This window comes from Micromonospora sp. KC213, from assembly GCF_004348325.1.
Lineage (GTDB): Bacteria > Actinomycetota > Actinomycetes > Mycobacteriales > Micromonosporaceae > Micromonospora.
The window spans coordinates 1-20,093 of the sequence record NZ_SMKF01000063.1; the positions used below are offsets into that span (position 1 = coordinate 1).

General features: G+C 70.7%; 20 protein-coding genes and 1 pseudogene. 11 read left to right on the forward strand and 10 right to left on the reverse strand.

Features of this window, described 5'->3' with window-relative positions; translation table 11 throughout:
• Positions 1-254 precede the first annotated feature (254 nt).
• Genes pcaC through E1166_RS15005 form a run of 7 tightly spaced genes read right to left on the reverse strand, consistent with a single transcriptional unit; the run spans position 255 to position 6,888 of the window.
• Positions 255-1,499: a 4-carboxymuconolactone decarboxylase gene (pcaC, locus tag E1166_RS14975; protein WP_132339401.1), complete on the reverse strand. Its 1,245-nt coding sequence runs from the start codon at positions 1,497-1,499 to the stop codon at positions 255-257.
• Positions 1,496-2,926: a 3-carboxy-cis,cis-muconate cycloisomerase gene (gene pcaB / locus E1166_RS14980; RefSeq protein ID WP_243710357.1), complete on the reverse strand. Its 1,431-nt coding sequence runs from the start codon at positions 2,924-2,926 to the stop codon at positions 1,496-1,498. Before pcaB ends, pcaC begins: the two co-directional genes overlap by 4 nt.
• Positions 2,913-3,485 carry a protocatechuate 3,4-dioxygenase subunit alpha gene (gene pcaG / locus E1166_RS14985; RefSeq protein WP_132339405.1) on the reverse strand — a complete coding sequence of 191 codons (573 nt, stop codon included), beginning with the start codon at positions 3,483-3,485 and terminating at the stop codon, positions 2,913-2,915. The genes pcaB and pcaG overlap by 14 nt, the downstream gene beginning before the upstream one ends.
• Complete coding sequence (pcaH, locus tag E1166_RS14990; RefSeq protein ID WP_132339407.1) at positions 3,485-4,249, reverse strand: protocatechuate 3,4-dioxygenase subunit beta; 765 nt, start codon at positions 4,247-4,249, stop codon at positions 3,485-3,487. Before pcaH ends, pcaG begins: the two co-directional genes overlap by 1 nt.
• Positions 4,250-4,259: 10 nt before the next feature.
• On the reverse strand, positions 4,260-5,474 hold the full coding sequence (locus E1166_RS14995) for an acetyl-CoA C-acyltransferase (protein WP_132339410.1): 1,215 nt from the start codon (positions 5,472-5,474) through the stop codon (positions 4,260-4,262).
• On the reverse strand, positions 5,471-6,118 hold the full coding sequence (locus E1166_RS15000) for a CoA transferase subunit B (protein WP_132339412.1): 648 nt from the start codon (positions 6,116-6,118) through the stop codon (positions 5,471-5,473). Before E1166_RS15000 ends, E1166_RS14995 begins: the two co-directional genes overlap by 4 nt.
• Complete coding sequence (locus E1166_RS15005; protein ID WP_132339454.1) at positions 6,118-6,888, reverse strand: CoA transferase subunit A; 771 nt, start codon at positions 6,886-6,888, stop codon at positions 6,118-6,120. The genes E1166_RS15000 and E1166_RS15005 overlap by 1 nt, the downstream gene beginning before the upstream one ends.
• 136 nt (positions 6,889-7,024) lie before the next feature.
• On the opposite strand from E1166_RS15005, the gene E1166_RS15010 reads away from it, so the two are divergent.
• Positions 7,025-8,695 (forward strand): IclR family transcriptional regulator C-terminal domain-containing protein, encoded by a 1,671-nt coding sequence (locus tag E1166_RS15010; protein WP_132339414.1) that lies wholly within the window; start codon positions 7,025-7,027, stop codon positions 8,693-8,695.
• On the opposite strand, the gene E1166_RS15015 is transcribed toward E1166_RS15010, so the two are convergent.
• Complete coding sequence (locus tag E1166_RS15015; protein WP_243710359.1) at positions 8,696-9,505, reverse strand: IclR family transcriptional regulator; 810 nt, start codon at positions 9,503-9,505, stop codon at positions 8,696-8,698. It abuts the gene before it with no gap.
• A gap of 105 nt (positions 9,506-9,610) precedes the next feature.
• Here E1166_RS15015 and pobA point away from each other — a divergent pair, with 105 nt between their 5' ends.
• Positions 9,611-10,783, forward strand: coding sequence for a 4-hydroxybenzoate 3-monooxygenase (gene pobA / locus E1166_RS15020; protein ID WP_132339419.1), 1,173 nt, complete (start codon positions 9,611-9,613; stop codon positions 10,781-10,783).
• A gap of 94 nt (positions 10,784-10,877) precedes the next feature.
• On the opposite strand, the pseudogene E1166_RS32000 reads toward pobA, so the two are convergent.
• Positions 10,878-10,976: pseudogene (locus tag E1166_RS32000) on the reverse strand (transposase family protein); the annotation flags it as partial.
• 22 nt (positions 10,977-10,998) lie between these two features.
• Between E1166_RS32000 and E1166_RS15025 the strand changes: the two are divergent.
• The 5 genes from E1166_RS15025 (at position 10,999) to E1166_RS15040 (ending at position 14,796) form a co-directional block, all read left to right on the forward strand.
• Positions 10,999-11,565, forward strand: a complete 567-nt coding sequence (locus E1166_RS15025) for a methyltransferase domain-containing protein (protein WP_165944341.1) — start codon at positions 10,999-11,001, stop codon at positions 11,563-11,565.
• A gap of 246 nt (positions 11,566-11,811) precedes the next feature.
• Positions 11,812-12,555 (forward strand): IclR family transcriptional regulator, encoded by a 744-nt coding sequence (locus tag E1166_RS15030; protein ID WP_132339423.1) that lies wholly within the window; start codon positions 11,812-11,814, stop codon positions 12,553-12,555.
• A gap of 120 nt (positions 12,556-12,675) precedes the next feature.
• On the forward strand, positions 12,676-13,704 hold the full coding sequence (locus E1166_RS15035) for an aromatic ring-hydroxylating dioxygenase subunit alpha (protein ID WP_132339425.1): 1,029 nt from the start codon (positions 12,676-12,678) through the stop codon (positions 13,702-13,704).
• Positions 13,701-13,862 (forward strand): hypothetical protein, encoded by a 162-nt coding sequence (locus E1166_RS30945; protein WP_165944342.1) that lies wholly within the window; start codon positions 13,701-13,703, stop codon positions 13,860-13,862. The genes E1166_RS15035 and E1166_RS30945 overlap by 4 nt, the downstream gene beginning before the upstream one ends.
• Positions 13,855-14,796, forward strand: a complete 942-nt coding sequence (locus E1166_RS15040) for a PDR/VanB family oxidoreductase (RefSeq protein ID WP_132339427.1) — start codon at positions 13,855-13,857, stop codon at positions 14,794-14,796. The genes E1166_RS30945 and E1166_RS15040 overlap by 8 nt, the downstream gene beginning before the upstream one ends.
• A 127-nt stretch (positions 14,797-14,923) precedes the next feature.
• On the opposite strand, the gene E1166_RS15045 is transcribed toward E1166_RS15040, so the two are convergent.
• Positions 14,924-15,406 carry a MarR family transcriptional regulator gene (locus E1166_RS15045; RefSeq protein ID WP_132339429.1) on the reverse strand — a complete coding sequence of 161 codons (483 nt, stop codon included), beginning with the start codon at positions 15,404-15,406 and terminating at the stop codon, positions 14,924-14,926.
• A 170-nt stretch (positions 15,407-15,576) separates the two neighbouring features.
• On the opposite strand from E1166_RS15045, the gene E1166_RS15050 reads away from it, so the two are divergent.
• The 4 genes from E1166_RS15050 to E1166_RS15065 all read left to right on the forward strand — a co-directional run bounded on the left by E1166_RS15050 (position 15,577) and on the right by E1166_RS15065 (position 20,088).
• On the forward strand, positions 15,577-16,686 hold the full coding sequence (locus E1166_RS15050; RefSeq protein ID WP_132339431.1) for an NAD(P)-dependent alcohol dehydrogenase: 1,110 nt from the start codon (positions 15,577-15,579) through the stop codon (positions 16,684-16,686).
• A gap of 66 nt (positions 16,687-16,752) precedes the next feature.
• Positions 16,753-18,225 carry an aldehyde dehydrogenase family protein gene (locus E1166_RS15055; protein WP_132339434.1) on the forward strand — a complete coding sequence of 491 codons (1,473 nt, stop codon included), beginning with the start codon at positions 16,753-16,755 and terminating at the stop codon, positions 18,223-18,225.
• An 82-nt stretch (positions 18,226-18,307) separates the two neighbouring features.
• Positions 18,308-19,216 (forward strand): SDR family NAD(P)-dependent oxidoreductase, encoded by a 909-nt coding sequence (locus tag E1166_RS15060; RefSeq protein ID WP_132339436.1) that lies wholly within the window; start codon positions 18,308-18,310, stop codon positions 19,214-19,216.
• Positions 19,213-20,088, forward strand: coding sequence for an amidohydrolase family protein (locus tag E1166_RS15065; protein WP_132339438.1), 876 nt, complete (start codon positions 19,213-19,215; stop codon positions 20,086-20,088). The genes E1166_RS15060 and E1166_RS15065 overlap by 4 nt, the downstream gene beginning before the upstream one ends.
• The last annotated feature ends 5 nt before the right edge of the window (positions 20,089-20,093 follow it).

A 20,093-nucleotide genomic window follows, 5' to 3' on the forward strand; every position in this document is an offset into this window, starting at 1 on the left:
CGCCCGGCCGACGCCTACACCTTCCGACCATCGATAACCGTACCCGGGCCCTGTGGTGTGATCGAGGTTGTTGGATGGTGATCCGGGCGAGGATCAGGGCGTTGAGGGCCTTGGCCCAACCGTAGACCCGGCCGGCGATGCTTGCGCCGCCCATGTGTGGACTTTGCGGACCTCGTGGTCGTCATCCAGGAAGGGCCCGAACTGGGGCCCCGTCGCCGCCCACATACCGTCGCGTGATTCCGACGCACTCACCCTCACCGGGGCTGACCGCTATCCTCGTCGTCCACGATGGCCTCTTCGGTGATGGTGCGGTTCGCGATGGCAAAGGCGGCGTTGGCGGCGGGCACACCACAGTAGATCGCGCTCTGGAGCAGAACCTCCCGGATCTCGGCTGGAGTGAGACCGTTGCGCAGCGCCGCCCGCACGTGCATCGCCAGCTCCTCGTGGTGTCCGTGGGCCACCAGCGCGGTGAGCGTGATGCAGCTGCGGGTCTTGCGGCTCAGGCCCGGGCGCGTCCACACCTCCCCCCAGGCGTACCGGGTGATGAAATCCTGGAAGACGGCCGTGAAGGGGGTCGTCTGGGCGATTGCCCGGTCGACGTGCGCGTCGCCCAGCACGGCCCGGCGCACGGTCATGCCGGCGGCGTGCCGGGCGGCGTCGTCGGCCCCGGCTCGCGCCGAGAGTGAAAACGGTGGGCCGGCGTGGGAGTCTCCCCCGCCGGCTCGCTCCGGAAGGTCTGCCGCGAAGTGACCGGTCAGGGCAGCGAGCACGGCCTGGGGCTGCTCGACGTTGGCCAGGTGGGCGGCGTGGGCCACCTCGGTCAGGCACGCATCCGAGATGCCGTCGGCGAGCTCACGGGCGTGCGCGACCGGGGTAGCCGGATCGTTCCGGCCGGCTACGACGAGGGTGGCCGCGGTGATGCGGGAAAGGTCGGGGCGGGCGTCGTAGGAGGCGAGCGCATCACAGCAGGCGGCATACGCGTCAGGGTCGGCCGCCCGCAAGTCGTCGGCCAGCGCTTTCGCGATGGGGTGGTTCTGGAAGGCAGGTGTGAACCAACGCGTCCCGGCGCTGTCGGCAATCGGGCCCGTGCTTCTGTTCGCTCTCACCAGGGCCGCGCGGTCGTGCCAGTCTCGGGGATCGCCGAAGTGCGCGGAGGAACAGACGACCGCCAGCTTCTCGAGCCGCTGCGGCTGGTGGGCAGCAAGCCAGACGCCGACGGCGCCGCCGAGGGAGATTCCGGCGTACGCGAAACGCTCGACGCCCAGCTCGTCGGCGAGGTCGAGGACGAGGCGGCCGAGGTCGGCGACGGTGGCCTTGGCGCTGATGAGATCGGCGGGCGAACCACCGTGACCGGGCAGGTCCCAGCGAACGACGCGGTGGGTGGCGGCAAGGGCAGCCACCTGGGGGTCCCACACGGCCAACGAGGTGCCGAGCGACGGGCCGAGGATCAGCGCGGGGGCGCTGCCGGGCCCGGTGATGTGGTGGTGAACGCGGGTCATGAGCTGCTGTCCTCGAGGAAAGGGGAACGCCTGGACAACGCCCGGTCCACGAGGACGCCGGCCGAACCCAGGTAGCGAGCGGGGTCGGTGAGCGCACGCAGCTGCTCGCCGGACACAGCGCCGGCGATGGAAGGCTCGATGTCGAGGGCGTCGTACAGGCTGACGCGCTTCTCCGCCGCGTAGCGCGCCGCGCGGGTGAGTACCTCGTTGGCCCGGTCACGGCCGATCAACGGGCCGAAGGCCGCGACCAGGCGCTCTGTCGCGATCAGTCCATGCGTGGCGTCGAGGTTCTCGCGCATGCGGCCAGGATCGACACTCAGTCGCGCCACCATCTCGGCGGTGTCGCGGGCGGCGCCACAGACCAGGCGCAGGGCCTCGCGCAGCGCCTGCCACTCGGCGTGCCAGGCGCTCGGCGGGCGCTCGTCCTCCGCGGCGAGCGATCCATACAGCACCGATGCCAAGGCCGGAACCTGCCGGGCTGCGACGGCGACGAGCACCGAGCGGACCGGGTTCGCCTTGTGTGGCATGGTGGAAGAACCACCGCCACGGCCCTCGGTCACCTCACCGATCTCGGTCCGCGACAGCGCGAGAACATCCGCGGCCACCTTGCCGAGCGCTCCCACGGTGAGCGCCAAAGCACCCGTGAGGTCGGCGATCGGCGTACGCAGTGTGTGCCAGGGCAGGATCGGCTCGGCCAGTCCGGTTTCCCTCGCGTACGCGCCGAGCAGCCGTGGGCCGAGATTGTCTGGCACCGAATGTCCGTCCGCCTCGGCGTACGCGTGGAAGGCAGCGAGCGTGCCCGCCGCCCCACCGAGTTGGACGGGCAGCACCGCCCGCACCGCGGCGAGGCGGTGGTGCGCGGCGAGGACGAGATGGCGCCAGCCCGCGGCCTTGAGGCCGAACGTCGTGGGCACGGCGTGCTGGGTGAGGGTCCGCCCGGGCATCACGGTGTCGCGATGCTCCTCGGCGAGGCGGGTCAGCACCGCTGCGGCCCGGTGGAGGTCGGCGAGCGCGGATTCGAGGGCGCGGAACGCGACCAGCATGGTGGCGGTGTCCCAGATGTCCTGGCTGGTGGCGCCACGGTGCACGTACGGCGCCGCGGCCGGATCGTGCTCGGCCACCACCGCCGTGAGGTCCGCGACGAGCGGGACCACCGGGTTGCCGGTCGCACGGGCACGCAGGGCCAGACCCCGGGCGTCGTAGCGGGACAGGTCGGCGACGGCCGCGTCGACAGCGTCGGCCGCAGCGGCGGGGGTGAGCCCGAGCGCCGCCTGGGCACGGGTCAGCGCGGCCTCGGCGTCGAGCATCGCCCTGACGTAGGCCGTGTCGCCGGTCGCCGCCTCGCCCGCGGAGCCGGCCCATCCCGGCGACAGCAACCCCACGTCGGCCGCCGGACAAGGAGACGTCGCCGGATCAGGGAAACTCAAGGAAGACCGTCTCCTCATGCACGCCATCCTCCTGTAGCCGGATGTCGAAGCGGTGGATCTTGTCCTGCTCCCGGGTCGTCAGCAGTGTTGCCTGCCGGCCGGGGGCGAGCGAGGAAAGCAGAGGATCGGCGGCGATGTCGGTCTGCTCACGCAAGTACGCCCGGGTGTGTAGCTGACGCATGAGGCCACGGGCGAAGACGGTCACCGACAGGTAACCGACGCCGACCGGTGGCAGGGTCCGCAGCGTGTAGTGTCCGTCCGCGTCGGTGGCGACCCGGCCGAAGCCGGTGAAGTCCAGCCCGTTGCGGCCGAGGAACCCGCCGGTGACCGGATCCCGGCGAAGGGAGCCGGCAACGCCCCTCCGGGATCCGTCCACGCCGGGTTGCCAGAACTCGAGCAGGGCGTCCGGAACCGGTGCTCCGGCACCGTCATGGACGACACCGTGCACGGTGATCATCTCCGGGTGGCCGGCCGGGGCGACGTTCTCCCCGTCGGGAAAGGGCAGGGCGTACCCGTAGAACGGGCCCACCGTCTGCGAGGGCGTGGGTGAAAGCGACATCAGCGGCCCTCCTCGATCCAGGTGGCGGCGGGGCCGTCGAGGACGATGTCCCAGCGGTAACCGAGCGACCATTCGGGACGGGACAGGCCGTGGTCGTAGGTGGCGACGAGGCGCTGGCGCGCCGCGTCATCCGTCACCGACTGCACGATCGGGTCGTACGGGAGCAGCGGATCCCCGGGAAAGTACATCTGGGTGACGAGCCGTTGGGTGAAGGCGGTGCCGAACAGCGAGAAGTGGATGTGCGCGGGACGCCAGGCGTTGACGTGATTGCGCCACGGGTACGCGCCCGGTTTGATGGTCACGAACTGGTACTCGCCATCGTCGTTGGTCAGGCAACGGCCGACGCCGGTGAAGTTGGGGTCGAGCGGGGCCGCGTGGTCGTCGCGCTGGTGCGCGTACCGACCGGAGGCATTGGCCTGCCAGATTTCGACGAGCTGGCCCCGGACAGGCCGGCCGGCGCGGTCGAGGACTCGCCCGGTGACGGTGATGCGCTCGCCGTGGGGCTCGCCGACATGCTGGCGGGTCAGGTCGTGATCGAGGGCGGTGACGTCGGTTACGCCGAAGACCGGCCCGGACAGTTCGACGGCCTCGGGGTCGCCGACGCTGACCAGCGGCTGCTTCGGGTGGCGAAGCACGCTGCTGCGGTAGGGGGCGTAGTCGCGGGCGGGATGGTCGCGGACCGGGTCGCCGGCGGCCACTGCCTTGAGGTACGCCTCGCGGGCCTGGCTGATCTCGGCGCTGATGTCTGCCTGAGTGAGTGGCATGGGCCTGTTCCTACCTTTCCAGTACGAGGGCGAGGCCCTGGCCGACGCCGACGCAGAGGGTTGCGACGCCGATGCCGGACCCGGCGGTGGCCAGTTGGTGGGCGACCGCCCCGGCGAGGCGGGCGCCGGAGGCGCCGAGCGGATGGCCGAGGGCGATGGCGCCGCCTCGGGGGTTGAGGATCGCCGGATCGGTGTCGGGCCATTCGGCGAGGCAGCCGAGGACCTGAGCGGCGAAGGCCTCGTTGAGCTCCAGCACGGTCAGGTCAGCAAAGGTCTTGCCCGCCTTGCGCAGCGTTCGGTGCACCGCCTCCACCGGAGCGAGTCCGAAGTACTGCGGCTCGGTCGCGGACACGCCGGTCGCCCGCACGCGCGCCAGTGGGTCGCGCCCGATGGCCGCCAGACCGTCGGCGTCGGCGAGCAGCAGCGCCGCGGCGCCATCGTTGAGGGGAGACGAGTTGCCCGCCGTAACTGTGCCGTTCTTTTCGCGGAAGGACGGCTTCAGTTTCGCCATGGCTGCGCGGGAGGCGTCGGGGCGGATACTCTCGTCCCGGTCCACGAGGATCGGCTCGCCCTTGCGCTGAGGCACGGCAACGGGGATGACTTCCGCGTCGTACCGCCCGTCCTGCCATGCCTGGATGGCCTTGCGATGAGAGGCCAGGGCGAACTCGTCCTGCCGCTCGCGGGTGATCTTGTGCTTCTCGGCGATGAGCTCGGCGGACTCACCGAGTGCAACCGTCCACTGGGGGTTCATCCTCGGGTTGACCAGGCGCCAGCCCAACGTGGTGGAGTACAGCTGCGCGTGCCCGGCCGGGAAGGGGATGTCGTTCTTGGGCAGGACGTAGGGCGCGCGGGTCATCGACTCGACACCGCCGGCCACCACGATGGACGCGTCGCCGAGCGCGATCGCCCGGGCGGCCTGGATGACGGCTTCCAGCCCGGAGGCGCACAGCCGGTTGACGGTGACTCCCGGTACGGTCACCGGGAGTCCCGCCAGGAGGGCGGCCATCCGGCCGACGTTACGGTTCTCCTCACCGGCGCCGTTGGCGTTGCCGAAAACAACATCGTCGATGCGCGCGGGATCCAGGTCCGGGGTGCGGGCCAGCAGTTCCCGGATGGTGTGCGCGGCCAGGTCGTCGGGGCGGACCGCCGACAGCCCGCCGTGGTATCTGCCGATCGGGCTGCGGACGGCGTCGACGATGTAGACGTCGCGGACGTGCCGGCTCATCGGGCGATGTCCCCGGCGATCCGGAGCTCGGCGGCGGTCCTCGCCTCGATCTCGGCGACGGTTACCCCGGGTGCCGTCTCCACCAGGAGCAAGCCGTCCGCGGTCACATCGAGCACGCCAAGGTCGGTGATGATCCGGTCGACGCATGCCTTTCCGGTGAGCGGCAGGGTGCACTCCTCGACGATCTTCGGGCTGCCGTCCTTGGCGGTGTGCGTCATGATCACGATGACACGCCGGGCCCCGTGGACGAGGTCCATCGCACCGCCGATGCCGGTGACCAGCTGTCCGGGAATGGCCCAGTTGGCGAGGTCGCCGCGTGCGGAGACCTGCATCGCGCCGAGGACCGCCGCGTCGATGTGGCCACCGCGGATCATCCCGAAGGACAGCGCCGAGTCGAAGAAGGAGGCGCCGGGCAGCACCGTGACGGTCTCCTTGCCGGCGTTGATCAGATCGGGGTCGACCTCGTCGGCGTACGGGAAGGGGCCGGTTCCGAGGATGCCGTTCTCCGACGCGAGGATGACGTGAACCCCGTCGGGAAGGTGGTTGGGAATCAGGGTGGGCAGGCCGATGCCCAGGTTGACGTACTCGCCGTCGCGGAGTTCGCGAGCTGCGCGGGCGGCCATCTGGTCGCGGTTCCAAGCCATCAGTCGTGCCCCTTCCTGGGGGTGACGGTGACCTTTTCGATCTTCTTGTCGGCGGCCTGCTCCCGGGTCAGCGGCACCACCCGCTGCACGAAGACGCCGGGCAGGTGCACCTGGTCCGGGTCGAGATCGCCCGGCTCGACCAGCTCCTCGACCTCGGCGACGGCGATCTTGGCCGCCATGGCGGCCAGCGGATTGAAGTTGCGGGCGGATTTGGCGAAGACAAGGTTGCCGTGCCGGTCGCCCTTGGCCGCTCGGACGAGCGCGAAGTCGGTCGTGATCGCGCGCTCCAGTACGTATTCCACGCCGTCGAACTCGCGGGTCTCCTTGGGCGGGGACACCACCGCCGCTGTCCCCTTGCCGTCATAACGCCACGGCAGTCCGCCCTCGGCCACCTGGGTGCCGACACCGGCCGGGGTGTAGAACGCCGGGATGCCGCAGCCGCCGGCACGAAGCCGCTCGGCGAGCGTGCCCTGCGGGATGAGTTCCAGCTCTATCTCGCCGGCCAGGTACTGGCGGGCGAACTCCTTGTTGGCGCCGATGTAGCTGCCGGTGACGCGGGCGATGCGGCCCGCCGAGAGCAGGACGGACAGGCCCGTGTCCATCGCACCGCAGTTGTTGGACACGATCCGCAGACCGGAGAAGCCCGCGTCGTAGACGGCCGTGATCAGCGTGGTCGGTACGCCGCTGAGGCCGAACCCGCCGACCGCGATCGACGCGCCGTCATGGAAGTCGGCCACGGCCTCGGACGCCGTGCCGATGACCTTGTCGATTCCCGAGCCCACGTCTTGCACCCTCTTGTTCGCCTGGTGAACTATAGTTCACAATTCCGGGTGCCTGAGTCTGTGTCCGGATGACCGGGCTTGTCAACGCCTGGAGCCGGTGAGCTTCGTTCGCCAAGGAGTCCGTATGCCAACTGTCACCGACCCGCCGCCGCCCCAGCCACCGGAGGTCGTGACGCCCCTGATCCGGGGTATCGCCCTCCTGCGGGCGATCGCGGCGTCCGGCGGCCGGCGATCCGTGAGCGACCTGGTGCGAGTCACCGGGCTGGCGCGATCCACGGTCGACCGGGTACTCAGCACGGTGACGGCGCTCGGCTATCTGCAGATCGAAGACCGGGATGCGGTGTTCACGCCCCGGCTGATGGAGCTCGGCAACGCCTACCTGGCGGCCTCCCGACTACCCGACCTGCTCGGGCCGTTGGCCGACCACCTGGCCGACGCCCTCGACGAGTCGGTCTCCATCGCCGTCCCGGACGCAGACGGGGTCCGCTTCGTCCACCAGGCGACGCGGCGCCGCGCGATGTCGCTCACCTTCCGCATCGGTGACCTGTTGCCCGCCGAGCGAGTCGCTGCCGGGGCCATCTTCGCCGCCGGCTGGAACGCCGACGACTGGCAGCGATGGCGGCACCGATATGAGACCGACGCGGGCGGCACCGGCTTCGCACCCCTGCCGTACGCGCCCGGCGACAATCCGTCGACCTTCGAGCGCCGGGCGGCGGCCGCTCGCGAGCACGGCTGGGCCCTCGACGACCAGCTCATCGAGCCCGGGCTCATCGCCCTGGCCATGCCGGTGCCCGACGTGCGGACCGGATCGGTGTGCGCGGTGAGCGTGGTCAGCCACACCAGCCGGCACAGCACCGCCTCCCTGCGCAAGGATGTGCTGCCACAGCTGCGTGAGACCGTCGCCACCATGAAACGAGCACTGGCCGGGAGTGTCCCGCCCGCCCGGCCGCGGGCGAACGCCCGGCCCGGCGCCCGATCCGCAGCTTCGAGGCATTCGCCAAAACAGGAGCTGGGACGGCACTTCGTCGAGTCCTTCGCCCGAGGGCTGGCCGTCGTCACCGCCTTCGACGAGACGCTCACCGAACCGACGCTCACCGACGTCGCCGAGGCGACCGGCCTGGCCCGCGCCACCGCACGGCGGGCACTCATCACCCTCGAACACGAGGGCTACGCCGCATCCTCGGGTCGGCACTACCGGCTCACGCCGCGTGTGCTTGAGCTCGGCTTCGCGCAGCTGTCCACGGTGGCCCTGCCCGCGATCGCCCAGCCACATCTCGTCTCGCTGGCGGGACAGGTGCACGAGTCCGCCTCGATGGCGATTCTGTCCGGAGATGACATCCAGTACGTGGCGCGAGTCCCGACCGTGCGCATCATGAGCGTCACCATCACGACGGGCACCCGCTTTCCGGCGTACGCCACCTCGATGGGCCGGGTGCTGCTGGCCGGTCTGCCACCGGCCGAGCGCGCGACGCGGCTGGCTCGTATGAGGCTCGAACCACTGACGCGGCACACGGTCACCGACCCGAAGCGGCTGTCCGCCATTCTCGACCAGACCGCGCTGAACGGCTACGCGCTCGTCGACGAGGAGCTGGAAGAGGGGCTGCGGTCCATTGCGGTTCCCATCCACGACCGCACCGGTCAGGTCGTGGCCGCCATCAACGTCTCGACGCATGCCGGCCGAGGCACCACCGACCAGGCGCGAGCGGAGTTCCTGCCCAAGTTGCGCACGGCGACGGCTCGCATCGAGCAGGACCTGCGGGTGGCCGGTCGGTACGTCCGGATACAGCCCGTCTGATCAACTACTTTCCCGCGGCGGTCGCCGGGCGAAGGGCACGTCGTGGATGAGGCTCGGGTACGGGTCACCGGCGCACTCGGCCAGGCGTCGCTCGATGCCGCGGGCGGCGGTACGCAGCGGGGACACCAGCTTGGCCGGGTCGGCCCGTACGCTGCGGACGACGACACCGAGTGCCGCCGCGACGGCGGCGGACTCATCGAAGATCGGCACGGCGATCGAGTACGACCCCAGGGTCATCTCTTCGCTGGTGGTGGCGTAGCCGCGTTCCCGCGTCACGGCCAACTCACGAAGCAGCCGGCCACGTTCGGCAATGGTGTACCGGGTGGGACGTTCAAGCGGGCGCTGACAGTAGTGCTCGATGAACGCCTCGCCGCCGAAAGCGAGCAACGCCTTGCCGACCCCGGTGGCATGCATCGGCAACCGGCCCCCGGTACGCGAAACGATCGGCACCGAGCGGTGGCCGGTGAGCTTCTCGACGTAGAGAACATCGAAGCCATCCCGCACCGCCAGGTGCACGTTCTCCCGAGTCGCCTCGTACAGATCCTGCATGAACGGCACCGCCACCTCGCGAAGCCGACTGGCCACCGGCGCCAGCAGGCCGATCTCCCACAGCCGCAGCCCGATGCGGTACAGGCCGTCGGCGTCGCGTTCCAGCGCCCGCCACGCTTCCAACTCCCGGGTGAGCCGATGCACCGTCGTCAACGGCAGGCCGGTACGACGAGCCAGGTCAGAGAGGGTGAGCCGGGCGTGGGCAGCGTCGAACGCGGCGAGCACCGCAAGGGCGCGCGCGGCGACGCTCTGTCCAGCCACCCGTTCACTCCCTTCAGCCTGCCTTTCCGCTGAACGGAAGACTCTACTGCCGTGGGCCGCCGGCAACAGGCAGGCTGTCGGCCAACCACACCGAGGGAGACGGACATGCGTACCAAGGTCGGGATCGTGGGCGCCGGGCCCGCCGGCTTGATGTTGTCCCATCTGCTGCACCTGCACGGCATCGATTCCGTGATCGTCGAGAAGCGCAGCCGGGAGTACGTCGAGAAGCGGGTCCGCGCCGGAGTCCTCGAACAAAGCACCGTCGACCTGCTCCACCAGACCGGATGCGGGCAGCGGCTGGCCGTCGATGCCCTGGTGCACCAGGGCATCGAGCTGCTGTTCGACGGGCACACGCACCGCATCCCGATGAGTGAACTGACCGGCGGACGGGCGATCACCATCTACGGACAGCAGAAGGTGGTCCATGACCTGACCGAGGCACGCCTGGCGGCCGGCGGCCAGATCTACTTCGACGCCGCCGACGTCGCCGTGTCCGGCATCGAATCGGCGACTCCCCGCATCACTTTCACCCACGACGGGCGTACGGTCGAACTCGCCTGCGACATCGTCGCCGGCTGCGACGGGTTCCACGGGGTGTGCCGCGAGACCATCCCACCGGCCGGTCGACGGATCCACGAACGCGAGTACCCCTTCGCATGGCTGGGGATCCTCGCGGACGTTGCCCCGTCGACCGACGAATTGATCTACGCCCACCACGACCGCGGATTCGCGTTGCACAGCCTGCGCTCGCCCGAGATCAGTCGCCTGTACCTCCAGGTCGAGCCCCAGGAGCAGCTCACGAACTGGCCCGACGAGCGGATCTGGGACGAGCTCCAGATCCGCCTGGCGCACGACGGGTGGTCACTGAAGCAGGGCCCGATCCTGGAAAAGTCGATCACGCCGATGCGCAGCTTCGTCTGCGAGCCGATGCAGCACGGTCGGCTGTTCCTCGCCGGCGACGCCGCCCACATCGTCCCGCCGACCGGCGCGAAAGGCCTCAATCTCGCCATCCACGACGTGTACGTGCTGGCGACCGCGCTGGCAGCCTGGTACGACGGCGGCGACGAGACGCTGCTCGCGTCGTACTCCGCCACCTGCCTGCGCCGGGTCTGGCGGGTGCAGCACTTCTCCTGGTGGATGACCTCGATGCTGCACCGGTTCCCCGACGACGACGTCTTCGCCCAGCGCCTGCAGCTCTCCCAGCTTGAGTACGTGGTCAGCTCCAGCGCGGCGGCCACCTCGCTGGCGGAGAACTACGTCGGCCTGCCATGGGATTGAGCCTGCCAACCGCAACCGCAACCGGACGAGGTCGCGGGAGGGCACATGTGCCTCCTCGTGATCGTTTCGGCGGAGGCCGCTTCTGTACAGGCGTCAGAGCCAGCAGCGGCGCGAGGGTGTCGATGATCCGGTGCGCTGCGGAGTGCGACACCCGGAACAGCGGGCCGATCTGCCGCATCGTCCGGCGGGTTCGTTTCGGGGTGACCATCAGCCGAGTGCAGGCCGAGATCGCAGCGAAACGGCTCGCCCGGGAAGGACTGACCGACCGCTGCCAGGTGATCTGTGCCGATTTCGCCGAACTACCCGTGGAACCACACTACGACGCCATGGTCGCCGTAGAGGCGGTCGTTCACTCGCCGTCGCTGGAGAACCTGCTCCCCTCCCTGGCGGATCGGCTGCGCTCCGGAGGCCGCCTTATCCTGTGCGACGACTGGCTGACCGACAAGGATCGCGGGCTCGCCGCTCGCGAGCGCTGTCTCGACCAGTTCCGCGCCGGGTGGCGCGTCGGAAGTTTGCATACCGTGGCCGAGCTAGTCGCCATGTCTGAGCGCGCTGGCTTGCGCTTGGTCGAGGACCTGGACCTCACCTCATATTTGCGCCTCGGTCGGCCACGCGACCACGTGATCAGGCTGGCTGTGGACGCCACAGTCGTAGTTCCACGGCTTCGCGACCGTCTTGTTGAGATGCCCTTCTGGGCCAACATGATTGGCGGCTCAGCGCTGCAGGCTGCATTGTCGCGGCGTTGGCTGGAGTACCACTTGATCGTGCTGGAAAAGGCATGAGGGCTTGCTCGATCACTTGTGGCGTGGCAGGGTCGCAGGAATACCCTGGGGTTGACCCGGTTTGACAGGCAGGGTCAGTCCCGATGGACGTGCACCGATGGGCAGTGGGTCGGCCATCGCGGTGAAGCAGCGCACGCGGTGGGGACAGACGAACGGCTACCTGGGTACGCGCACCGACGTGTCGGCGACCGGCAACGCGCGTCCCCTCGCGGTGGAAGATCAAGAGAGCACGAGAGGTAGCACGCCATGACGGCCGCACCCGAGTCGGTCACCAGCCGGGTGCTGCGGGTGCTCGAATCGTTCGCGGTGACCAGCCCTCACCTGACGCTCACGGAGATCGCCCGCCGGTCCGGGCTGCCGCTGGCCACCGCGCACCGGCTCGTCGGCGAACTGACCACCTGGGGCGCGCTGGAGCGCGGCGACGACGGGCGCTACCGGATCGGGCTGCGGCTGTGGGAGGTCGCCGCACTCGCACCCCGCAGCCTGGGGCTGCGCGAGGTCGCCATGCCGTTCCTGGAGGACCTCTACGAGGCGACGCACGAGAACGTCCAGCTCGCCGTGCTCGACGGGCTGGAGGTCGTGTACGTCGAGCGCATCTTCGGACGCACCGCCGTCGGCGTGCGCAGCCGCGTCGGCGGGCGGTTTCCCGCCCACGCGACCGGCGTCGGGCTGGTCCTGCTCGCGTACGCGCCGCCCGACGTGCAGGAGCGCTACCTCGCCGCGCCGCTGGCCACCTTCACCGAGAAGACCATCGGCGATCCGGCCCTGCTGCGGCGCACGCTCGCCGAGGTCCGGCGGACCGGCCTCGCGATCAGCGACCGGCAGGTGACCCTCGACGCCCTGTCCGTCGCCGCACCGGTCCGCGACCCCGGTAACACCGTCATCGCAGCGCTGTCGCTGGTGGTACGGGCCGACGACAGCCACCCGCAGGCCCTGGCCGCTGCCGTGGTGACCGCGGCCCGTGGCATCTCGCGAGCCCTCCAGCGCTGATCGGAATGGAGCTCCGCCCGCGGGATGTCGCGACGTGATCTTCCGTTGAACGGAAGCTCTGTGGCGGCGGTCTCCCTTCGGGGCTCATCGTCTGGGAAACCCCGCCCCGGGAGGCCCGACATGAGCGCCACCACCGCCTTCGCCCGCAACCAGTGGTACGTCGCCGCGTACAGCCAGGAGGTCGGCGAGGAACTGCTCGCCCGCACCATCTGCGGTGAGCCGATCGTGCTGTACCGCACCACGGACGGCACGGCCGTCGGCTTGGCCGACCGCTGCGTGCACCGCCGCTACCCGCTGTCGATGAGCCGCCGTGACGGCGACCGGATCGTGTGCGGCTACCACGGCTTCACGTACGAGCCGAGCGGTGCCTGCGTCTACGTCCCCGCGCAGACGCGGATCCCCCGCACCGCGCGGGTGCCCGCCTATCCCGTCGTGGAGCAGGACACCCTCGTCTGGGTCTGGATCGGCGACCCGGAGAACGCGGACCCGGCCGACGTTCCCCGGGTGCCGTGGCTGGACGCCCCCGGTTGGACGACGGTGCGCGGTATGGAGCCGCTCGCGGCCCGCTACGGGCTGCTCGTGGACAACCTGATGGACCTGTCGCACGAGACGTACCTGCACGGCGGGTACATCGGCACGCCCGAGGTCGCCGAGACCCCGATCACCACCGAGGTCGACGAGGACGCCGGCATCGTGCGGGTGAGCCGCCGCATGAAAGACGTCGAGTGCCCGCCCTTCTACGCCAGATCCACCGGCATCGCCGGGCGCATCGACCGCTGGCAGGACATCGAGTACCGGCCGCCGTGCCTGTACCAGCTGCACAGCCGTATCGCGCCCACCGGGGTCGAGCCGGGCCCGGACGGCGACGACCGGGCGGCGTGCCACGCCGAGATCGTGTACGCCATCACGCCCGAGACGGAGCACACCACGCTGGACTTCTGGATGGTGTCGCGGGACTTCGCGGTCGGCGACGAGGAGGTCTCCGAGTACCTGGCGACCAGCAACCACACCGTCGTGATGCAGGACGTCGTCGCGCTCAACGCCCTGGAGCAGGTGATCGCCGCCGAGCCCGCCGGATACCAGGAACTCAGTATCAACATCGACACCGGCGGGCTGGCGGCCCGGCGGATGCTGCGGGACCTGCTGTGACCGGCACAACCGTCTACCGGATCGTGTGGTCGCCGGGCTCGGACCGCCTGGTCGGCGTCTGCCACTGCGGCGCCGACCAGGAGGCCGACGACCCGGTGCGGCTGTGGCAGTGGCTGCTCGCCCACCCGGAGCACGAGGCGATGGACGACCGTGAGTGAGCGCGAACTGCTCGTCGAGCGGCGGGAACCGGTCGCGGACGGCGTCGTGTCGCTCACGCTGGCCAGTCCGGGTGGCACGCCGCTTCCGCAGTGGACGCCTGGCGCGCACATCGACCTGGTGCTCGGCAACGAATTCGTCCGGCAGTACTCGCTGTGCGGCGACGTGAGCGACCGGCACCGCTACGAGGTCGCCGTGCTGCGCGAGCCGGACGGGCGCGGCGGCTCCGCCTTCGTACACGACGAGCTGGCCACCGGCGCCACGGTGCGGGTGCGCGGCCCGCGCGACCACTTCCCGCTGCTCGACTCCCCCAGCTATCTCTTCATCGCCGGGGGCATCGGCATCACCCCCATCCTGCCGATGCTGCGCGCCGCCGAGCTTTCCGGCGCGCGGTGGCGGCTGGTGTACGGCGGCCGACGTCGCGCCTCGATGGCGTTCCTGGACCGGCTGGCGTCTTACGGCGACCGGGTGTCGGTGCGGCCCCAGGACGAGACGGGGCTGCTCGACCTCGACGAGCTGCTCGGCGCACCGAGCGCCGACACGCTCGTGTACTGCTGCGGGCCGGAGGCGCTGCTGACCGCGGTCGAACAGCGGTGCGGACGCTGGCCGGCCGGCGCGCTGCACGTCGAGCGGTTCGCCCCGAAGCCGCCCGGCGGCGGGTTCGACGACGAGCCGTTCGAGGTCGAACTGCGGTGTAGCGGCCGCACGCTGGCCGTCCCCGCGGGCGTGTCGATTCTGAGCGTGGCCGAGCAGGCCGGTGTCGCGGTGCTGTCGTCGTGCCGGGAGGGCACGTGCGGCACCTGCGAGACGGGCGTGCTCGGCGGCGAGCCGGACCACCGGGACTCGGTGCTGACGGCCGCCGAACGCGCTGCCAACGACGTCATGATGATCTGCGTGTCCCGCTCGCTCGGCGCGCGTCTGGTCCTCGACCTGTGAACGCCCGCGCGAGGCACACGGGCTGTCCCCGAGGACTCACCGCCCGGTGGTAGGGGGTGGGCGAGCGCGTCCCCGCCCGGCTGCGCTCCGGGAGAGGACATCCTGTCCGGCGGTGACCGGCTGCGTGTCAGGGCTTCGACAGCGGGCGGGACAGTGCGTGGTGGCAGCGTTCGAGCAGGGCGCGCAGCATGGCCAGCTCGGCGGCGGTGAGGTCCTCGGTCATCTGCTGCTCGATGTGTGCGACGTCGGCCTGGCACTCGGCGAGTTTCGTACGCCCTTCGGCGGTGAGCCGGGTGAGCAGCACATGCCGCTGGCCGGAGCTGCGGTGGCGCTCGACGAGACCCTGCCGTTCCAGGGCCACGACCATCTCGTGCATGGTCTGCGGCTTGACGAAGGAGCGCCGTGCCAGCTGCGCCGAAGACAGGTCCTCGCGGTGCTGCAGCACGGTGAGCGCCGTGTACTGCATCGTCGTCAGGCCGTGTTCACGCAGCACGGCGTCGAGGTGTGCCCGGATCGCCGACTCGGTCTGCTTGATCAGGTAGATGACGCGAGGTGGCTGGCCGTGCTGGGTCACGGGTGCCCCCGGTATGCCCGCGGACGAAGACTGCATGCCGCCAGTGTGCCGGACCTCCCTGGCGATGGCGCCGAACCATCCGGCCGTACTCGTCATGATCGTCCAACTCCTCTATTGACACGTCGGCAACGACGGCGATACAAAAGCTATCAGGAAACCTGATAGTTGACCCGCCACCCTCGCACCGCCGTTCCGAGGAGGCAACGATGCCCCGCACCGCCACCGCCGCGGTCGTCCGCGACGCCGGCAAGCCGTTCACCCTCGAGCCGATCGCCTTGGACGAGCCGGGGCCGCACGAGATCGTCGTCAGGATGACGGCGACCGGGATCTGCCACACCGATCTCGGCGTACAGGCAGGGCACCTGCCCTTCCCCCTGCCCGGCGTGCTCGGCCACGAGGGCGCCGGCGTCGTCGAGGCGGTCGGCGCCGCCGTCACCGCGATCACACCCGGCGACAAGGTGCTGCTCTCCTTCTCCTCCTGCGGCCACTGCACCGTCTGCCGCAGCGGCCGCCCCGCCTACTGCGACACCTGGCTGCCGCGCAACCTGCTGGGCGGCGCGCGCCCGGACGGCACGGCGCCACTGAGCGGCACGGACGGCAGCCGGCTGCACGGCCACTTCTTCGGCCAGTCGTCCTTCTCCACCGTGGCGCTGGTCGACGAGCGCAGCGCCGTACGGGTCGGCCCCGACACACCCCTCGACGTGCTCGCCCCGCTCGGCTGCGGCGTGCTCACCGGCGTCGGCACCGTGTTCAACGTGCTCGCGCCGGGTGCCGGAGCGAGTATCGCCGTCCTGGGCGCGGGCACCGTGGGCCTATCCGCCGTGATGGCCGCAGCGCTCAGCCCGGCGGCGAGCATCATCGCCGTCGACCGGGTGCCCGCCCGCCTGGAACTCGCCCGTGAGCTGGGCGCCACGCACACCATCGACGCGCGGGAGATCGACCTCGCCGCCGCGCTGGCCGAGGCGACCGGCGGGCGCGGCGTGGACCGCGTCCTCGACGCCACCGGCGTACCGGCGGTCATCTCCGCCGGACTGGCCTCGCTCGCCGTCGGCGGGACGCTGGCCTTCGTGGGCGCACCGCCGTTCGGCACGAACGTGCCGGTCGACGTCAACGCGATGCTGCCGGGACGCTCGGCGATCGGCGTCACCATCGGCTCGGCCGACACCCAGACGCTGCTCCCGGCGCTGGTGCGCCTCTACGAGCAGGGGCGACTGCCGGTCGACAGACTCGTCACCACGTACGGTTTCGCGGACATCCAGTCCGCCGCCGACGACATGCACGCCGGCCGCACCATCAAGCCCGTGCTCCGGTTCTGAGCATCAGGGTTCCTGACAGTTCCCTTCATGTCCACAGCAGAACCGTCCACGAGATGAGATGACACGATGACAGAGGAACAGGAGCGCGCCACCGCCACCGGCGGCGCCACCGTGCCAGCCGGCCAGCTCTACATCGGCGGCACATGGCGTGACGCCGCCGACGGCGCCCGGCGCGACGTGATCAACCCGGCGAACGGCCGCCTCATCACGACGGTCGCCGAAGGTGGCAACGAGGACGTCGACGCGGCCGTCGCGGCGGCCACCGAGGCGTTCACGGAGGGCCCCTGGCCCGCCCTGACCGCGCGTGAGCGCGGCGACATCCTGCTCAAGGCCGCCGCCCTGCTCCAGCAGCACCGCGAGGAGCTCGCACAGTTGGAGAGCCTCGACACCGGCAAGCCGATCACCTTCGCCCGGATGGTGGACCTCGGTGACACCATCGACCACTTCGCCTACTACGGCGGCCTCGCCGGCACCATCGAGGGCGCCACGCGCAGCATCCGCCGGCCCGGTTTCGCCTACACCCGGCGCGAGCCCCTGGGCGTCATCGGCGCGATCACCCCGTTCAACTTCCCGCTGATCCTGTCCACCAGCAAGATCGCACCAGCGCTCGCCGCCGGCAACACCGTCGTGCACAAGCCGGCCGAGGACACCCCGCTGACCGCGCTGCGCCTGGCCGAGCTGCTGACGGAGGCGGGCCTTCCCGAAGGCGTGCTCAATGTCGTCACCGGCGGCGGCCAAGCCGGGGCGGCGCTGGTCGAGCACCCCGGCGTGGCGAAGATCGCCTTCACCGGCTCGACCCGCACCGGCAGCCGGATCGCCGCCGCTGCGGCGGCCACGGTCAAGCACACCACGCTGGAGCTGGGCGGCAAGTCCGCGCAGATCATCTTCGAGGACTCCGACATCGGTGTCGCCATCGAGTCGGCGGTCGGCGGGTTCGTCTTCAACACCGGCCAGTTCTGCATGGGCGGCACCCGGTTGTTGGTGCACCGGTCCGTCTACGAGACCGTGCTGGGCGCGCTGGCCGAGGCGGCCACGCACGTGCCCGTGGGCGACCCGCTCGACCCGGCCACCGTGGTGGGCCCCATGGCAGGGCTGAAGCAGTTGGAGAACGTGGAGCGCTACCTGGCGCTCGGCGAGGGCCGCGTCGTCGTCGGAGGCCACCGGCTGGACCTGGGCGGAGGGTACTTCTACGCCCCCACCGTGCTGGCCGATCTGGACAACACCGCGCGCTGCGTGCAGGAGGAGATCTTCGGCCCGGTGCTGACCGTGCAGCCCTTCGACACCGAGGAGGAGGCGGTCACCCTGGCCAACAGCACCCCGTACGGGCTCGCGGCAGGCCTGCACACCCGCGACGTCGCGCGCGCCCACCGGGTCGCCGCGAAGCTGCGCGCGGGCATCGTGTGGATCAACTCCTGGGCCGTGCTGGACGCCGCACTGCCGTTCGGCGGATACGGGCAGTCCGGTTACGGGCGCGAGCACGGGCCCGAGGCCCTGGACGCGTACCTGCAGACCAAGTCGGTTTACCTCCCGACCGCCTGACAAGGCACGCGGACGGCCCGCCCCGGACCGGCCGACGTGTGGGAACCAACCGGCGCACACTGAACTGAAAGGACCACCACTGATGGATCTCACGGGCAAGGTCGCCGTCGTCACCGGTAGCGGCCGGGGACTGGGGCTGGCGTACGCGCGGGCGCTGGTGGACTCCGGCGCGGCCGTGGTCGTCAACGACGTCGACCCGGAGGCCGCCAAGCAGGCGGCCACCGAGCTGACCGCGGCCGGCGGACGGGCCGTCGCCGAGGTGGTGCCGGTGGGCGACACCGAGGCGGCACAGCGGCTGGTGTCGCGGGCGGTGACGGAGTTCGGCCGGCTGGACGTGATGGTCACCAACGCCGGCGTGCTGCGCGATCGGGTGGTGTGGAAGATGAGCGACGACGACTTCGACACCGTGATCCAGGTCCACCTGCGGGGGACGTTCACGTGCGTGCGGGCCGCCGTCGAGCAGATGCGCGTGCAGGGCGACGGCGGCACGGTGGTGGTGGCCGGATCACCGGCCGGCCAGCGGGGCAACTTCGGCCAGACCAACTACGCCGCCGCCAAGGCCGGCGTCGCGGCGATGGTGCGCACCTGGGCGATGGAGCTGGCCAAGGCGGGGATCACGGTCAACGCCGTGATCCCCACCGCGGCGACCGCGATGACCAAGACGATCCCGGCGTTCGCGCCGTACGTGCAGGCCCTGGAGGAGCGCGGCGAGCCCTTGCCGGACTTCCTGCGAAAGGGTGAGGGCTTCGGCACCGCACAGGACTGCGCAGGCCTGATCGCGTTCCTTGCCTCCGACGCGGCGCGCGGCGTCACCGGGCAGTGCATCGGCATCGGCGGCGACAAGCTGTCGCTGTGGTCGCACCCGCAGGAGGTGGCGGTGGCGTACGCCGACGGGGGCTGGAGCGCCGACGCCATCGCCGCCGCGTGGGGTGTGTCGGTGGGCCGCGAGCCGCAGACCTACGGCATTCCGGCGCCGCAGGCGACACCGTGAACGTCGACGAGCTCGTCGCCATCGACGTGCACACCCACGCCGAGGTTTCCTCGCGCGGCCAGGGCTCGCTGTCGGCGGAGCTGGAGGCGGCGTCGGGCGAGTACTTCAAGGTGGCGCACCAGCACCGCCGCCCCACCCTGCCGGAGATCGCGGCGTACTACCGCGAGCGCCGGATGGCCTGCGTCGTCTTCACCGTCGACGCGGAGTCGGCCACCGGTGTGCCGGCGATCGACAACGAGGAGATCGCCGAGGCCGGGGCCGCCAACCCCGACGTCATCATCCCGTTCGCCAGCATCGACCCGGCGAAGGGCAGGGCCGGTGCGCGGCAGGCGCGGCGGCTGGTGGAGGCGCACGGTGTACGCGGCTTCAAGTTCCACCCCAACGTGCAGGCGTTCTATCCCAACGACCGGATGGCATACCCGCTGTACGAGGTGATCGAGGAACTGGGCGTGCCGGCGGTGTTCCACACCGGGCAGACCGGCATCGGCGCGGGCGCCCCCGGCGGCGGCGGGATCCGGCTGAAGTACTCCAATCCCATGTACGTCGACGACGTGGCCGCCGACTTCCCCGGCATGCCGATCATCCTGGCCCACCCGTCCTTCCCGTGGCAGGACGAGGCGCTGGCAGTGGCGACGCACAAGCCGCAGGTCCACATCGACCTGTCGGGATGGTCGCCGAAGTACTTCCCGCCGCAGCTCGTCCAGTACGCGAACACGCTGCTGAAAGAAAAGGTGCTGTTCGGGTCGGACTTTCCGCTGCTGACGCCGGAGCGTTGGCTCGCCGACTTCGAGCAGCTGCCGATCAAGGCCGAGGTGCGGCCGAAGATCCTCAAGGAGAACGCGGCCCGCCTGCTGGGCCTGGTGAAGGAGTAGGGGGT

Bases quoted from the DNA above. Each gene is read 5' to 3' on its own strand.
- E1166_RS15055 (WP_132339434.1), top strand. From the start codon at position 16,753: ATGACAGAGGAACAGGAGCGCGCCACCGCCACCGGCGGCGCCACCGTG.
- E1166_RS15050 (WP_132339431.1), top strand. From the start codon at position 15,577: ATGCCCCGCACCGCCACCGCCGCGGTCGTCCGCGACGCCGGCAAGCCG.
- pcaC (WP_132339401.1), bottom strand. From the start codon at position 1,499: ATGACCCGCGTTCACCACCACATCACCGGGCCCGGCAGCGCCCCCGCG.
- pcaH (WP_132339407.1), bottom strand. From the start codon at position 4,249: ATGCCACTCACTCAGGCAGACATCAGCGCCGAGATCAGCCAGGCCCGC.
- E1166_RS15045 (WP_132339429.1), bottom strand. From the start codon at position 15,406: ATGCAGTCTTCGTCCGCGGGCATACCGGGGGCACCCGTGACCCAGCAC.
- E1166_RS15060 (WP_132339436.1), top strand. From the start codon at position 18,308: ATGGATCTCACGGGCAAGGTCGCCGTCGTCACCGGTAGCGGCCGGGGA.
- pcaG (WP_132339405.1), bottom strand. From the start codon at position 3,485: ATGTCGCTTTCACCCACGCCCTCGCAGACGGTGGGCCCGTTCTACGGG.
- E1166_RS14995 (WP_132339410.1), bottom strand. From the start codon at position 5,474: ATGAGCCGGCACGTCCGCGACGTCTACATCGTCGACGCCGTCCGCAGC.
- E1166_RS15035 (WP_132339425.1), top strand. From the start codon at position 12,676: ATGAGCGCCACCACCGCCTTCGCCCGCAACCAGTGGTACGTCGCCGCG.
- E1166_RS15030 (WP_132339423.1), top strand. From the start codon at position 11,812: ATGACGGCCGCACCCGAGTCGGTCACCAGCCGGGTGCTGCGGGTGCTC.
- pobA (WP_132339419.1), top strand. From the start codon at position 9,611: ATGCGTACCAAGGTCGGGATCGTGGGCGCCGGGCCCGCCGGCTTGATG.
- E1166_RS15000 (WP_132339412.1), bottom strand. From the start codon at position 6,118: ATGGCTTGGAACCGCGACCAGATGGCCGCCCGCGCAGCTCGCGAACTC.
- E1166_RS15010 (WP_132339414.1), top strand. From the start codon at position 7,025: ATGCCAACTGTCACCGACCCGCCGCCGCCCCAGCCACCGGAGGTCGTG.